Here is a 14,858-nt window from a genome sequence, read left to right on the forward strand (position 1 = left end):
AGTCTTTTTCGTTGTTGTGTCGGATCGTTGTGTCAGATCGTTCCAGGCATGGTCGGCCCCTGAGGGCAGGGTGCCCATTGGACGTAAGTCTAGGTAGGCAGTGCCGCCGCCGGAATATGGGAAATGTCTGACACAACGGTGGGAAAAACCTCCTACATTGTCTATTGGAAAAGTTTCCGACGACGTGCACATTGAAGTCTGCTGAACGATGTCTGACCACTGTGCCAGGGATCGAATCGAAAACGTTGAGAAAGCCATGTCCGACCACGATATTTTGAGTGATGCCGAGCGCGAAGCGCTCAGTGCCGTCATGTTGGAACCAGACTTGCCGCCGCAGCGGGTACTGATCGTCGATGACGATAAGGACTCCAGGGAATTGCTGTCGGAAATTCTGGGGCTGGACGGCATTCACTGCATGACGGCAGCCAGTGGCGAAGCGGCGCTCAAATTGCTGGAGGCGAAGCCATCGATCGGGCTGGTGATTACCGACCTGCGGATGAGACATGTCGATGGTCTGGAGCTGATCCGTCAGGTGCGGGAATCGGCGCGTGCGGCGTTGCCGATCATCATCGTCTCCGGCGACGCCGACGTGAAGGATGCGATCGAAGCCATGCACCTGCACGTAGTGGACTTTCTGCTCAAGCCCATCGATAGCGGCAAACTGCTTGAATTGGTCAAGCATGAGCTGGGGATGGATGTGTAGCGCGGAGCTCCAGTCTGCAGCTTTTTGTGGCGAGGGACTTGCTCCCGCTGGGTTGCGAAGCAGCCCCAAAACCAACGATCCCAATGTATCTGACACACCGCATACGACTGCTGCGCAGTCGAGCGGGAGCAAGCTCCCTCGGCACAGGGACCGCGGCATAAAAAAAGCCCCGATCTTTCGATCAGGGCTTTTTCATATCCGGCGTCAGCGTTTACTCAAAGGCCATTGGCAGCCTTGAACTCGCGACGACGACGGTGCAGAACCGGCTCGGTATAGCCGTTCGGCTGTTTGGTGCCTTCGACCACCAGTTCGACCGCCGCCTGGAAGGCGATGTTGCTGTCGAAATTCGGTGCCAGCGGGCGGTACAGCGGGTCGTTGGCGTTCTGACGGTCAACCACCGGCGCCATGCGCTTGAGGCTTTCCATGACCTGATCTTCAGTGACGATGCCGTGGCGCAGCCAGTTGGCGATGTGCTGGCTGGAAATACGCAGCGTCGCACGGTCTTCCATCAGGCCAATGTCATTGATGTCCGGCACTTTCGAGCAGCCCACGCCCTGGTCGATCCAGCGCACTACATAACCGAGAATGCCCTGGGCATTGTTGTCCAGTTCGTTCTTGATCTGCTCCGCGGTCCAGTCTGGATTGACGGCCAACGGGATGGTCAGGATGTCGTCCACCGAAGCGCGAGCACGTTTGGTCAGTTCGGCCTGACGGGCGAACACGTCGACCTTGTGGTAATGCAACGCATGCAGCGCGGCCGCGGTCGGCGATGGAACCCAGGCGGTGTTGGCACCGGCCATCGGGTGAGCGATTTTCTGTTCGAGCATCGCTGCCATCAAGTCTGGCATGGCCCACATGCCTTTACCGATCTGGGCGCGACCTTGCAGGCCAGTGCTCAGCCCGATGTCGACGTTCCAGTTCTCGTACGCGCCGATCCACTTCTCGGCCTTCATGTCCGCTTTGCGCACCATCGGGCCGGCTTCCATGGAGGTGTGGATTTCATCGCCCGTGCGGTCGAGGAAACCGGTGTTGATGAACACCACGCGCTCGCTGGCGGCCTTGATGCAGGCCTTGAGGTTGACCGTGGTACGGCGCTCCTCGTCCATGATCCCGACTTTGAGGGTGTTGCGCGGCAAGTCGAGGACGTCTTCGATGCGGCCGAACAGCTCGTTGGTGAACGCGGCTTCTTCCGGGCCGTGCATCTTCGGCTTCACGATATAGACCGAGCCGGTACGGCTGTTCTTGCGCGAGCTGTTGCCGTTGAGGCTGTGAATCGCCGCGAGGCAAGTCACCAGGCCATCGAGAATACCTTCCGGCACTTCGTTGCCGTCTTTATCGAGGATCGCGTCGATGGTCATCAGGTGACCAACGTTGCGCACGAACAACAGCGAGCGACCGTGCAGGCTCAGTTCGCTGCCATCGAGGGCAGTGTAGGTGCGATCGGCGTTCATGGTGCGGGTAAAGGTCTGACCGCCCTTGGAGACTTCTTCCGACAGATCGCCCTTCATCAGGCCGAGCCAGTTGCGGTAGATCACCACTTTGTCATCGGCATCGACGGCGGCAACCGAGTCTTCGCAGTCCATGATGGTGGTCAGCGCTGCTTCCATCAGGATGTCTTTGACACCCGCAGCGTCGGTCTGGCCGACCGGGGTGCTGGCGTCGATCTGGATTTCGAAGTGCAGGCCATTATTCTTTAGCAGGATCGCGGTCGGTGCGGCTGCATCGCCGTGGAAGCCGATCAGTTGGGCATCGTCGCGCAGGCCAGTGTTGCTGCCGCCTTTGAGGGCGACCACCAGTTTGCCGTCAACGATCTTGTAGCCGGTGGAGTCGACGTGGGAGCCGGCAGCCAATGGCGCGGCTTCGTCGAGGAAGGCGCGGGCGAAGGCGATGACCTTGTCGCCGCGAACCTTGTTGTAGCCTTTGCCTTTTTCCGCGCCGTCCGCTTCGCTGATGGCGTCGGTGCCATAGAGCGCGTCATACAGCGAACCCCAGCGAGCGTTCGAGGCGTTGAGCGCGAAGCGCGCGTTCATCACCGGCACCACCAGCTGTGGACCGGCCATGCGGGCGATTTCGTCATCGACGTTTTGTGTCGTTGCCTGGAAATCAGCCGCTTCTGGCAGCAGATAACCGATGTCTTGCAGGAAGGCTTTGTAGGCCACCGCATCGTGCGCAACACCTGCACGAGCCTGGTGCCAGGCATCGATACGTGCCTGGAAATCATCGCGTTTGGCGAGTAGGGCTTTGTTCTTCGGTGCCAGGTCATGGATGACCTTGTCGGCACCGGCCCAGAACGTGTCGGCGGTGAGGCCGGTACCGGGAATGGCTTCGTTGTTCACGAAGTCGAACAGGACTTTGGCGACCTGCAGGCCACCGACTTGAACGTGTTCAGTCATTGCTTGCCTCACTCTGCTCAGCTATTTCGCTTTTCAGCTCTTCAATTTTGACAATGAAGCCTCTGGCCATTTAAACCACAAACCCCTCTACCAGTACATGCCATTGCTGGCGTCTGGGTTCGATCCGATCAACGGCTTTGCGGCCTTGCTGACAGGGCTTTCAGGGTTGCGACGGCGCCTGTGGCAGACATCGATCCAACGTTATGTAGTGCGCGCTGCGGCATACTACATGATGAGTTGCGGTTGTGAAAATTAGACTAATTACGTCGTTCTGCGACCACATGACGCATTGCGGTCATGTCGGGGAGCTGGATGTTCTCAAAAAACCATTGGATTGTTCCAGTTAAATATAAAAACTTGTACACGATTTGTGGTTTGGCAGGGTTGTTGGTGGTTCCCCATCCGACTTGCCCGAGAAGACGTCAGCCGACTCAGCGCAAGACCAACCCTTGCCTATACTTGTTTTTCTATAACAAAAGTCATGACAAGAGGGCTGCGCCATGGACCATCTCGTACTCACTGTATTCGCTCCGGACAAGCCCGGGCAGGTCGAGCGCATTGCCCAATGCATTGCCGAGCACGGCGGCAACTGGCTGGAGAGCCGCATGTCGCGCATGGCCGGACAGTTCGCCGGGATTCTTCGGGTGGGCGTACCGGCTGAGGCCTACGATGAACTGGTAGATGCACTACAGGGATTGTCGACCTTGGGGATTCGTGTGCTGATCGCCGAGAGCAGCATCGAACAATCCTGCACTTGGAAGCCGATTGCCATGGAACTGGTGGGCAATGACCGTCCCGGAATTGTGCGCGACATTACGCGTCTGTTGAGTGAGCAGGGGGTGAGTCTGGAGCGGCTGGTGACCGAAGTTCGACCGGCGCCCATGAGCAGCGAGCCGCTGTTCCATGCCGAGGCGATTCTTGCAGTGCCACTGACATTGTCTCTTGAGGTGCTGCAATCGCGCCTGGAAACCCTGGCGGACGATCTGATGGTCGAATTGGTGCTGCGCAGCGAACCTTGAAAAGGTTATCCAAGTTATACGTGCACCTGCCTGTGGATAACCTGTAGAGACTCCTCCCCAGGCCACGTCGACCGGTGCTCTTCAGAATCTGATCAAAAAACCAGCAGTTTCAGTGACTTGCGCACAAACGCCGGGGATCATACTGTGGATAACCTTGGGAAGGATGGATGCAGGCCACGGAAGACGTGGCCTGTAGAGATTTGTACGTTTTCTGATCAGCGGCGGCGGCGCAGACTTATCCACGCGTCGACGCTATAAACCGCCAGACCCGCCCAGATAAAGATGAACGCCACCAGTGTGCTGGACGACAGGTGCTCGCCAAACAGCAGAACGGCTTGCAATAACACCAGCGTCGGCGCCAGGTACTGGAGAAATCCGAGCGTGGTGTAAGGCAAGTGCCGGGCGGCGGCGTTGAAACACACCAGCGGCACCAATGTCACCGGACCGGCAGCCACCAGCCACCAAGCTTCGGAAGTGGTCCAGAATTCGGCTTGTGCGCTGGTCGCGGTCGGATTGAACAGCAACCAGGCGACAGCAATCGGCACCAGCATCCAGGTTTCCACCACCAGCCCCGGTAGCGCCTTGACCGGTGCCTGCTTGCGGATCAGTCCGTAGAAGCCGAAGGTCAACGCCAGTACCAGCGACACCCACGGCAGACTGCCGACTTGCCACACTTGCTGCGCAACACCGACCGCTGCCAGGCCCACTGCGATCCATTGCATACGCCGCAGCCGTTCGCCGAGGATCAGCATTCCCAACAACACGTTTACCAGCGGGTTGATGTAATAACCGAGGCTGGCTTCGAGCATGCGCCCGTTGTTCACTGACCAGACATAGGTCAGCCAGTTGGCCGCGATCAGCGTGCCGCTCAGTGCCAGGATAGCCAGGCGCCGGGGGTTTTCACGCAGCTCGCGCCACCAGCCAGGATGTTTCCAGACCAGCAGTAGCAAGGCGCCGAACAGCGCGGACCATAGCACTCGGTGGATGATGATCTCCACGGCGGGGACATTGGCGATGGCTTTGAAGTAGAGCGGGAACAGTCCCCAGATGATGTAGGCACTCAGGCCCAGGATGTACCCGCGACGCGGGTTGGCGGCTTGCATGAGAATCCTTGCTTAGGCAGCTAACAAAGAGGGGATTGTATAGATGTGTTGTGATTTTTGTAGGAGCGAGGCTTGCCCGCGAAGAACGATGACGCGGTTCGTCAGATAAACCGCGTCATCGTTCTTCGCGGGCAAGCCTCGCTCCTACAGGGTCGGGGTGGTTAGAAGAGTTTTAGTGGTTCTTCATTGAGCGCAGCCAATTGTTCACGCAGCGCCAGCACTTGATCGCCCCAATAGCGCTCGGTGCCGAACCACGGAAAACTGCGAGGGAAGGCCGGGTCGTCCCAGCGCCGGGCGAGCCAGGCGCTGTAGTGCATCAAGCGCAAGGCGCGCAGCGGTTCGATCAGCGCCAGTTCCCGCGGGTCGAAGTCATGGAATTCACTGTAGCCATCCATCAATTCCGACAACTGACCGAGACATTCCTGACGATCGCCCGCCAGCATCATCCAGATATCCTGCACGGCCGGACCCATGCGGCAGTCATCGAGGTCGACAATGTGGAACATCTCATCGCGGCACATCATGTTGCCGGGATGGCAATCGCCGTGCATGCGGATGTTCTGGTGCGGGGTGGCCTGGTAGACCTCTTCGACGCGCTTGAGCAGGTCGCGGGCCACGGACTCGTAGGCTGGCAGCAGGCTTTTGGGAACGAAATTACCTTCAAGCAATGTGGTCAGGGAGTCATGACCGAAGTTCTTCACTCCCAGCGCTTCTCGGTGTTCGAACGGTTTTGTAGCACCGACCGCATGCAGACGACCCAGCAGTTGGCCCAGGCGATACAACTGATCGAGATTACCCGGCTCCGGTGCCCGCCCGCCACGACGGGGAAACAGGGTGAAACGGAAGCCGTTGTGTTCGTGCAGGCTTTCATCGTTGTGGATCATCGGCGCGACCACCGGTATGTCGCACTCGGCGAGTTCGAAGGTGAATTGGTGTTCTTCGAGAATCGCTTCATTGGTCCAGCGTTGCGGACGATAAAACTTGGCGATCAGCGGCTCGGAGTCTTCGATGCCGACCTGATAGACACGGTTCTCGTAGCTGTTGAGCGCCAGAATGCGCGCGTCGCTGAGAAAGCCGATGCTTTCGACGGCATCGAGCACGAGGTCTGGGGTGAGGGTTTCAAACGGGTGGGCCATGCTGACTCCTGCGCGCGGCAGGCTGCCGCGTCGGACCAAACATGGTAGCGCAGACGGGGCTTCTTTAGGGGATCGTTCCCACGCTCTGCGTGGGAAGTGCCTCACCGGACGCTCCGCGTCCGACTTTGGGACGCAGAGCGTCCCGGGCTGCATTCCCACGCAGAGCGTGGGAACGATCATGCGGGGGGCGTTTATCAGGCGCCGACGATGCCGCCATCCTCGCGGGAAATCGCCATCACCGAAGACCGCGGCTTGCCGTTAGGCAGATGCTCAGGGAACGTCGACCCACCGTTTTCCCCCGGATGCTGAATCCCGACAAACAAGGTTTTCTGATCCGGCGAGAAGCTGATCCCCGTCACCTCGCAGCCCACCGGCCCGACCATGAAACGACGGATCTCACCGGTCACCGGGTCGGCACAGAGCATCTGGTTATTGCCCATGCCCGCAAAGTCACCTGCGTTGCTCGAATCGCCATCCGTGAGGATCCACAGGCGCCCGGCCACATCGAAGCCCAGACCGTCCGGGCTGTTGAACATGTTCTGCGGGGTGATGTTCGACGAACCCGCCTTCGGCGTACCGGCATGGATGCCCGGATTTCCGGCGACCACAAACAGGTCCCAGGCAAAGCTGTTCGAAGCGTGATCGTCGCGGTCGGTACGCCAGCGCAGGATCTGCCCGTAGACGTTTTTCTCGCGAGGGTTCGGGCCATTTACCGGTTGGCCTTCTTCGCCGCGTTTGGCGTTGTTGGTCAGGGTGCAATAAACCTGGCCATCCTTGGGGCTGACGACGATCCATTCCGGACGGTCCATGCGCGTGGCGCTCGCAACGCTGGCGGCGAGGCGGGCATGAATCAGCACTTCGGCCTGATCGGCAAAACCGCTGCTGGCGTCGATGCCATTCTTGCCGTGGGTCAGTTCGATCCACTGGCCCTGGCCTTTCGGGTGATCGGCGTTGCCGTCGCCTGCGTCGAAACGTGCCACGTACAAGGTGCCGTGATCCAGCAGGTCGCGGTTGGCTTTGGGGTTTTTGTGGTTGATCTTGTCGCGGCTGACGAATTTATAGATGAACTCGCCACGTTCGTCGTCGCCCATGTACACCACAGCGCGACCGTCGTTGGTTTCGGCCAGGGCGGCGTTTTCATGTTTGAAGCGGCCCAGCGCGGTGCGCTTGACCGGCGTCGACTGCGGATCGAACGGGTCGATTTCCACCACCCAGCCATGACGATTGAGTTCGTTGGGGTTTTTCGCCAGGTCGAAGCGCGGATCGTGTTGATGCCAGTTGATGTCTTTACTGGCCACCACCGCGCCGTAGCGTTTCTGCGCGGCGTCGAACTTCTGCTCGGCATTGCTGCTGCCGAAGCAGTCGGTGAAGTTCTCTTCGCAGGTCAGATAAGTGCCCCACGGTGTCTTGCCATTGGCGCAATTCTGGAAGGTGCCAAGGACGTTCTTGCCGTGTTTGTCGGCGCTGGTTTTCATCAGCTCGTGACCGGCCGCCGGCCCGCTCAAACTGATCGGTGCGTTACCGTGAATGCGGCGGTTGTAGCGCGAGCCCTGGACGAACTGCCACTGGCCGTTCTTGCGCTGCACTTCGATCACCGACACGCCTTCGCAGGCCAGGGCCTTGCGTACGTCTTCCGCCGATTGCGGCATGCCGCCGTGGGGGTAGAGGTAGCGGTAGTTGGTGTATTCGTTGTTGATCGCCATCAGTGCCCGGTCTTTTTCACCGGGGAATTCGAACAGGCTCATGCCGTCGTTGTTATCGCCGAACTGGACTTCCTGCGCTTGGGCCGTGCCGTTGCCACTCGGGTCGAACGCCGGACCATTTTTTTGCAGAGGCTGGCCCCAGCTGATCAGTACCGAGGATTTATAGCCTGGTGGCAAGGTGATCGCGTCAGTCGTCGCGGCGGCGATGCTGTCGAAGCCCAACAGTTTGCTGGAGCCAGCGCTGACACTGGCCGCCAGCACGCTGCGACTCAGCAGGTTGCCACCGAGAAACATCGCCGCACCGCAGAGGGCGCCAGCGCTGATGAAGCCACGACGGCTGAGGCCGACCATCTTCTCGAGGTCGGTCGGTTGGTTGTCTTCTAATAAGCTCACATCAGGCTCCCTGCGGGTTTTTGCAGTCACCATAAAGAGCGTTAGTGACACTTTTGTTTCAGAGCGGTGTCCCGAGCAAAATGTTGGATGGGGCAAACTGCACCAGCACCGCTTTCCCGGTGGCAAGCCCGAGGGATTGCAAGTGCAGCGGTTCGGCCAGGGCGCAGAGTGTCTGGCCATTGGGCAAACCGATGCGCACTTCGCTGGGGCCGTCGTCGGCGTCGAGGATTTCTTCAATCGTGCCCTTCAGGCAGTTGTTGTCGGGCGCTGCAGCTTGATCGATGCCCAGCAACTCCAGCCAACCGGCCTTGATCAGTGCCACCACTTCGGTACCAATTTCCAGTTCCAGGCGCAGAGTACTGTCGTGGGTGATCTGCGCATCGATACGCAAGCCTTCGGCCAGTTCAAGACGGATCCGGTCATTGCGCCCCTGTGCTTCGATTGCCACGACCTTACCGTGCAGTTGGTTGCGCGCGCTGGTTCTGAGCATCAGTCGACCGAGCAAGTCCAGGTCACTGGCCTCTTCGGCAGCTTCCAGCACCTGAGTCTGCAAGGCTTGAAGCTTTTGATACAGGCGCAACACGCGCTCGCCTTCGCTGGACAGCTTGGCGCCACCGCCGCCCTTGCCGCCGACGCTACGCTCCACCAGCGGTTTCTGCGCGAGGTTGTTCAGTTCGTCGATGGCATCCCACGCCGCTTTGTAACTCAGGCCCGCGCTTTTTGCGGCGCGGGTGATCGAGCCTTGTTCGGCGATGTGTTGCAGCAACGCGATGCGCTGCGGACGACGGACAATGTGCTGGGACAACAACGTAGGTAAGGACATGGCGAGACGCTTTGGGCTGTGACGATGGGGAGGACGTTGGCGGCTTGGCGCGTGGGAGTCAAGTCAGCCTCCATCGCCAGGTTTTGGGGTGCGGGCCAGGCAGTAGACGTCGACCCGCGCGGCGCCCGCATCCATCAACAAGCGAGCCAGGGCCTGAGCGGTGGCGCCGGTGGTCAGCACATCATCCACCAAGGCGAAGTGGCGACCTTTGATCGACGCCGCGGGCGCCAGGGCAAAGGCGTGGCGCAGATTCTTTTTACGGGCGTCGGCATTCAGCGCTTGTTGTGCACTGGTGTCCTGGATTCTCAGCAACAGCGTTTCATCACAAGGAATGTCGAGGCTGGCGCTGAGCCAGCGGGCGAGCATCGCCGCTTGGTTGAAACCCCGCTGACGCAGACGTTTGGAGGCCAGTGGCACCGGTATCAGCGCATCCGGCCGATCCAGATCTTCATCGAAGCGATGTTGCAGGAATTGAGCAAGAAGTTCGGCGAGCAGGCGGCCAAACGGCCACTTCGCGCTGTGTTTGAAACGGGTGATCAAACTGTCCACCGGAAAACTGTAAGTCCAAGGCGCAGCGACCCGTTCGAAGGCTGGCGGATGTTTGAGACATTGGCCGCATGTCAGGCCCCTGGCGGGCAAGGGCAGGGCACAGGTTTGACAATGCTCGCCCAGCCAGGGCAACTCGGTTTCGCAGGCCATGCAGATTGGCGTGGCGTCGTCCGCGGGTTCTGCACAGAGTAAACAGATCTGTTTGTTTTTTAACCAGATGTAAACCGGTCCTTCGTATCGTGGTTGACAGTGCATGAGTCTTCCTTAAATATGCCGAACATCCGTGTCGCGTCTGTGGGTATTCCATTCCCCCAGCCGCTTGCCAAGCATAAACAAGGAAACGCCCATGAGCGCCAGCACCACTGCAACCCTGCGTCATGACTGGTCTTTGGCCGAAGTCAAAGCACTCTTCGTTCAGCCATTCAACGACCTGTTGTTCCAGGCGCAGACGGTGCACCGCGTGCACTTCGACGCCAACCGCGTCCAGGTCTCAACGCTGCTGTCGATCAAAACCGGTGCGTGCCCGGAAGATTGCAAATATTGTCCGCAGTCCGGTCACTACAACACTGGCCTGGAAAAAGAAAAACTGATGGAAGTGCAGAAGGTCCTCGAAGAGGCCGCTCGCGCCAAGGCCATCGGTTCGACCCGTTTCTGCATGGGCGCGGCGTGGAAACACCCGTCGGCCAAAGACATGCCTTACGTGCTGAAAATGGTCGAAGGCGTGAAAGCACTGGGTCTGGAAACCTGCATGACCCTCGGTCGCCTGGATCAGGATCAGACCGAAGCACTGGCCAAGGCCGGCCTCGACTACTACAACCACAACCTCGACACTTCGCCTGAGTTCTACGGCAGCATCATCACCACCCGTACGTACAGCGAGCGTCTGCAAACCCTGGCCTACGTGCGTGATTCGGGGATGAAAATCTGCTCCGGCGGCATTCTTGGCATGGGCGAGTCCCTCGACGACCGCGCCAATCTGCTGATCCAGCTGGCCAACCTGCCGGAGCATCCGGAATCGGTGCCGATCAACATGCTGGTGAAAGTCGCCGGTACGCCGCTGGAAAATGCCGATGATGTCGATCCGTTCGATTTCATTCGCATGCTCGCAGTCGCACGCATCCTGATGCCGAAGTCCCACGTGCGCCTGTCCGCCGGCCGCGAAGCGATGAACGAGCAGATGCAAGCCCTGGCATTCTTTGCTGGCGCCAATTCGATTTTCTACGGCGAAAAACTGCTGACTACTGCCAACCCGCAGGCGGACAAGGACATGCAACTGTTCTCGCGTCTGGGCATCCTGCCGGAAGCCCGCGAAGAGCACGCCGACGAAGTGCATCAGGCCGCGATCGAACAGGCGCTGGTGGAGCAGAAGAGCAGCGAGCAGTTTTATAACGCTGCTGTCTGATCGACGCCAAACCTGTAGGAGAGAGGCTTGCCCGCGAATGAAGCGCCTCGGTCATTCAGATTGACCGAGGTGCCTGGTTCGCGGACAAGCCTCGCTCCTACAGAAGCTATACCTTTTGCCTACTCGCGAGGTCTGCATGTCTTTCGATCTCAGCGCGCGCCTTGCTGCCCGTCGTGCCGAAAACCTTTATCGCCAGCGCCCGCTGCTCGAAAGCCCCCAAGGCCCGGAAGTGGTGGTCGATGGTCAGCCGTTGCTGGCGTTCTGTAACAACGATTACCTCGGTCTGGCCAATCACCCGCAAGTGATCGAAGCCTGGCGCGCCGGCGCGTCGCGTTGGGGCGTGGGCGGTGGCGCTTCGCATTTGGTGATCGGCCACAGCAGCCCGCATCACGCACTGGAAGAAGCCCTCGCCGAGTTCACCGGCCGCCCGCGAGCGTTGCTGTTCACCACCGGTTACATGGCCAACCTCGGCTCGGTCACCGCACTGCTCGGGCAGGGCGATACGGTGCTGGAAGACCGACTCAATCATGCGTCGTTGCTGGATGCAGGGCTGTTGTCCGGTGCGCGTTTCAATCGCTATCTGCATAACGACGCGGCCAGTCTGGCCAAGCGCCTAGAGAAGGCCACCGGCAATACGCTGGTGGTCACCGACGGCGTGTTCAGCATGGACGGTGACATCGCTGACCTGCCGGCGCTGGCGCGGGAAGCCAAGGCCAAAGGCGCCTGGCTGATGGTCGATGACGCTCACGGTTTTGGTCCGCTGGGTGCCAACGGCGGCGGGATCGTCGAGCATTTCGGCCTGAGTCAGGAAGACGTACCGGTGTTGGTCGGTACCCTCGGCAAGGCTTTCGGTACGGCCGGTGCTTTTGTGGCTGGCAGTGAAGAGTTGATCGAAAGCCTGATCCAGTTCGCTCGTCCTTACATCTACACCACCAGCCAACCGCCAGCACTGGCCTGCGCGACGCTGAAAAGTCTGGAGCTGTTACGCAGCGAACACTGGCGACGTGAGCATCTGCAGACGCTGATTCGCCAGTTCCGCCAAGGTGCCGAACAGATTGGCCTGGAGTTGATGGACAGCTTCACGCCGATCCAGCCGATCATGATCGGCGATGCCGGGCGTGCGGTTCGGCTGTCGCAAATGCTGCGCGAACGCGGGCTGATGGTGACCGCGATTCGTCCACCGACCGTACCCGCCGGCAGCGCGCGCTTGCGCGTAACCCTGACCGCAGCCCACAGCGAGGCGCAGGTGCAGCTATTGTTAAATGGACTGGCCGATTGTTTTCAACAACTGGGACCGGAGCCAAGCCATGCGTGATCGTCTGATTCTGCTGCCGGGTTGGGGTCTCGGGATTTCGCCGCTGGAACCTTTGGCAGCCGCCTTGCAGGGTTTGGATGAGCACCTGCGTGTCGAGATCGAGCCGTTGCCGGAACTGGAATCGAGCGACCTTGAAGAATGGCTCGATGAGTTGGACTCGACGTTGCCACAGGATGCCTGGCTCGGTGGCTGGTCATTGGGTGGCATGCTTGCGTCCGAATTAGCGGCGCGACGGGGTGATCGCTGCTGCGGCCTGGTGACCCTGGCGAGTAACCCTTCTTTCGTCGCTCATGAGCAGTGGTCGAGCGCGATGCCCGGCGAAACCTTCGATGCGTTTCTGGCCGGTTGCAAGGCTGACTCGCGCATGACGTTGAAACGTTTTTCGCTGCTGTGCGCCCAAGGTGCCGAAGACCCGCGCGGGATATCGCGACTGTTGCTCGCTGGCGCACCGCATACGTCTTCGCCGGTGCTGATGAGCGGCCTGGAGTTGCTTGCCCAGCTGGATACCCGGCAAGCGTTGCAAGCGTTTCGTGGCCCCCAATTGCACTTGTTCGCCGGCCTCGACGGGCTGGTCCCGGCCGAAGCCGCGGGGGATTTGTTGGCACTGCTGCCGGATGTCGAAATCGGCCTGATTGAACAGGCCAGTCACGCGTTTCTTCTGGAAGACCCTCACGGTGTGGCGGGGGCGATTCAGGCCTTTTTGCATGAGTTCGGTGATGACTGATTTATCCCTTCCCAACCTGCCTGGCGGCTTGCCCGACAAACGCCAGGTGGCGGCATCCTTTTCCCGTGCGGCGGCGAGCTACGACAGCGTGGCCGAATTGCAGCGCGACGTGGGCAGTGAGTTATTGAGTCGATTGCCAGAGGATTTTGTCCCCGCTCGTTGGCTGGATATGGGCTGCGGCACCGGGTATTTCAGCCGTGCCCTGGGTGAGCGTTTTCCTGACGCTAACGGGCTGGCCCTTGATATTGCAGAAGGCATGCTCAATCACGCCCGTCCCTTGGGTGGCGCCACACATTTCATCGCGGGTGACGCCGAGCGCTTGCCGTTGCAGGATTCGGCCTGCGACCTGGTCTTCTCCAGTCTGGCGGTGCAATGGTGCGCGGATTTCGCCTCGGTGCTCAATGAAGTGCATCGCGTGTTGAAACCGGGCGGTATTTTCGCGTTTGCTAGTCTGTGTGTAGGCACGCTGTACGAATTGCGCGACAGTTGGCGTCAGATCGACGGCATGGTGCACGTCAACCGCTTCCGTGAGTTCGGTGTTTACCAACAACTTTGCGCGGGTAGCGGTTTGAAGGTCGTCAGCCTCGAAACGAATCCGCATGTATTGCATTACCCCGATGTCCGCAGCCTGACCCATGAGCTCAAGGCACTGGGGGCGCACAATCTGAACCCCGGTCGGCCAGGCGGTTTGACCGGCAGGGCGCGGATCCTCGGCCTGATCGAGGCTTACGAGCAGTATCGTCAGGCACAGGGACTGCCGGCGACTTATCAAGTGGTTTACGCCGTGTTGGAGAAACCCTTATGAGTGCAGCCTATTTCATCACCGGTACTGACACCGATGTCGGCAAGACCACCGTCGCCGCAGGTTTGCTGCATGCCGCGCGATTAGCGGGTTTGAGCACTGCGGCAGGCAAGCCGGTGGCCTCCGGTTGCGACCTGACGCCCAAGGGATTGCGCAACGCCGATGCGCTGGCCCTGTTGGCCGAGTGCTCGATACCCTTGACCTACGATCAGGTCAATCCGGTCGCGTTCGAGCCGGCGATCGCACCGCATCTGGCAGCGCGGGAGGCTGGCGTGGCGTTGACCGTGCAATCCTTGTTGACACCGATGCGGCAGATTCTCGATATGCAGGCGGACTTCACCTTGATCGAAGGCGCTGGAGGCTGGCGAGTGCCATTGGCGGATCAGGACAATCTGTCGGACCTGGCCATGGCGCTGGGTCTGCCGGTGATCCTGGTGGTCGGCGTGCGGCTGGGTTGCATCAATCATGCACTGCTGACAGCCGAGGCGATCGCACGGGATGGTTTGCAGTTGGCAGGGTGGGTGGCCAACATCATTGATCCGAAGACTTCGCGTCTGGAAGAGAACCTCGCGACGCTGGCCGAGCGCATTCCTGCGCCGTGCCTGGGGCGAGTGCCAAAACTCAAGACGGTGACAGCCGACGCGGTGGCCGAACATCTGCAGCTGGATCTGCTGGACTGAGATGATTGGCCTGGGTTTTAACTATGGCAAGGCATTGTGCTATTAGTGTTTTTGTCGGGCCTTTTGTCGACGTGTCTGGTTCAATGGCCGCTGTTGATCCTTGTAGGACGAGT

The 14,858-nt window shown here is 59.8% G+C and carries 13 protein-coding genes; 7 read left to right on the forward strand and 6 right to left on the reverse strand.

Annotation, left to right across the window (positions count from 1 at the left end):
* Positions 1-256 precede the first annotated feature (256 nt).
* Positions 257-703 carry a response regulator gene (locus tag CKW20_RS09135; protein WP_052967397.1) on the forward strand — a complete coding sequence of 149 codons (447 nt, stop codon included), beginning with the start codon at positions 257-259 and terminating at the stop codon, positions 701-703.
* A 215-nt stretch (positions 704-918) separates the two neighbouring features.
* On the opposite strand, the gene CKW20_RS09140 is transcribed toward CKW20_RS09135, so the two are convergent.
* Positions 919-3,096 carry a malate synthase G gene (locus CKW20_RS09140; RefSeq protein ID WP_095052634.1) on the reverse strand — a complete coding sequence of 726 codons (2,178 nt, stop codon included), beginning with the start codon at positions 3,094-3,096 and terminating at the stop codon, positions 919-921.
* 500 nt (positions 3,097-3,596) lie between these two features.
* Here CKW20_RS09140 and CKW20_RS09145 point away from each other — a divergent pair, with 500 nt between their 5' ends.
* Positions 3,597-4,115 (forward strand): glycine cleavage system protein R, encoded by a 519-nt coding sequence (locus CKW20_RS09145; RefSeq protein WP_095052635.1) that lies wholly within the window; start codon positions 3,597-3,599, stop codon positions 4,113-4,115.
* Positions 4,116-4,330: 215 nt separating this feature from the next.
* Here the strand turns inward: CKW20_RS09145 and rarD are convergent, their stop codons facing one another.
* The 5 genes from rarD to CKW20_RS09170 form a co-directional block, all read right to left on the reverse strand.
* Positions 4,331-5,218 (reverse strand): EamA family transporter RarD, encoded by an 888-nt coding sequence (gene rarD / locus CKW20_RS09150; protein ID WP_095052636.1) that lies wholly within the window; start codon positions 5,216-5,218, stop codon positions 4,331-4,333.
* A gap of 161 nt (positions 5,219-5,379) precedes the next feature.
* Positions 5,380-6,354 carry a serine/threonine protein kinase gene (locus tag CKW20_RS09155; protein ID WP_095052637.1) on the reverse strand — a complete coding sequence of 325 codons (975 nt, stop codon included), beginning with the start codon at positions 6,352-6,354 and terminating at the stop codon, positions 5,380-5,382.
* Positions 6,355-6,548: 194 nt separating this feature from the next.
* Positions 6,549-8,450 carry a PhoX family phosphatase gene (locus CKW20_RS09160; protein WP_095052638.1) on the reverse strand — a complete coding sequence of 634 codons (1,902 nt, stop codon included), beginning with the start codon at positions 8,448-8,450 and terminating at the stop codon, positions 6,549-6,551.
* A 58-nt stretch (positions 8,451-8,508) separates the two neighbouring features.
* On the reverse strand, positions 8,509-9,273 hold the full coding sequence (locus CKW20_RS09165; protein WP_095052639.1) for a TOBE domain-containing protein: 765 nt from the start codon (positions 9,271-9,273) through the stop codon (positions 8,509-8,511).
* 63 nt (positions 9,274-9,336) lie between these two features.
* The gene (locus CKW20_RS09170; protein ID WP_095052640.1) at positions 9,337-10,077 is read right to left on the reverse strand and encodes a ComF family protein; all 741 of its coding nucleotides are present in this window, start codon (positions 10,075-10,077) and stop codon (positions 9,337-9,339) included.
* A gap of 91 nt (positions 10,078-10,168) precedes the next feature.
* On the opposite strand from CKW20_RS09170, the gene bioB reads away from it, so the two are divergent.
* The 5 genes from bioB to bioD all read left to right on the forward strand — a co-directional run bounded on the left by bioB (position 10,169) and on the right by bioD (position 14,745).
* Positions 10,169-11,224: a biotin synthase BioB gene (gene bioB, locus CKW20_RS09175; RefSeq protein ID WP_095052641.1), complete on the forward strand. Its 1,056-nt coding sequence runs from the start codon at positions 10,169-10,171 to the stop codon at positions 11,222-11,224.
* A gap of 136 nt (positions 11,225-11,360) precedes the next feature.
* Positions 11,361-12,539, forward strand: coding sequence for an 8-amino-7-oxononanoate synthase (bioF, locus tag CKW20_RS09180; RefSeq protein WP_095052642.1), 1,179 nt, complete (start codon positions 11,361-11,363; stop codon positions 12,537-12,539).
* On the forward strand, positions 12,532-13,263 hold the full coding sequence (locus CKW20_RS09185) for an alpha/beta fold hydrolase (protein WP_095052643.1): 732 nt from the start codon (positions 12,532-12,534) through the stop codon (positions 13,261-13,263). The genes bioF and CKW20_RS09185 overlap by 8 nt, the downstream gene beginning before the upstream one ends.
* Positions 13,256-14,068 (forward strand): malonyl-ACP O-methyltransferase BioC, encoded by an 813-nt coding sequence (bioC, locus tag CKW20_RS09190; RefSeq protein WP_095052644.1) that lies wholly within the window; start codon positions 13,256-13,258, stop codon positions 14,066-14,068. The genes CKW20_RS09185 and bioC overlap by 8 nt, the downstream gene beginning before the upstream one ends.
* On the forward strand, positions 14,065-14,745 hold the full coding sequence (bioD, locus tag CKW20_RS09195; protein WP_095052645.1) for a dethiobiotin synthase: 681 nt from the start codon (positions 14,065-14,067) through the stop codon (positions 14,743-14,745). The genes bioC and bioD overlap by 4 nt, the downstream gene beginning before the upstream one ends.
* Positions 14,746-14,858 lie beyond the last annotated feature (113 nt).

The organism is Pseudomonas sp. Irchel s3b2, assembly GCF_900187445.1.
Classification (GTDB): Bacteria; Pseudomonadota; Gammaproteobacteria; order Pseudomonadales; family Pseudomonadaceae; genus Aquipseudomonas.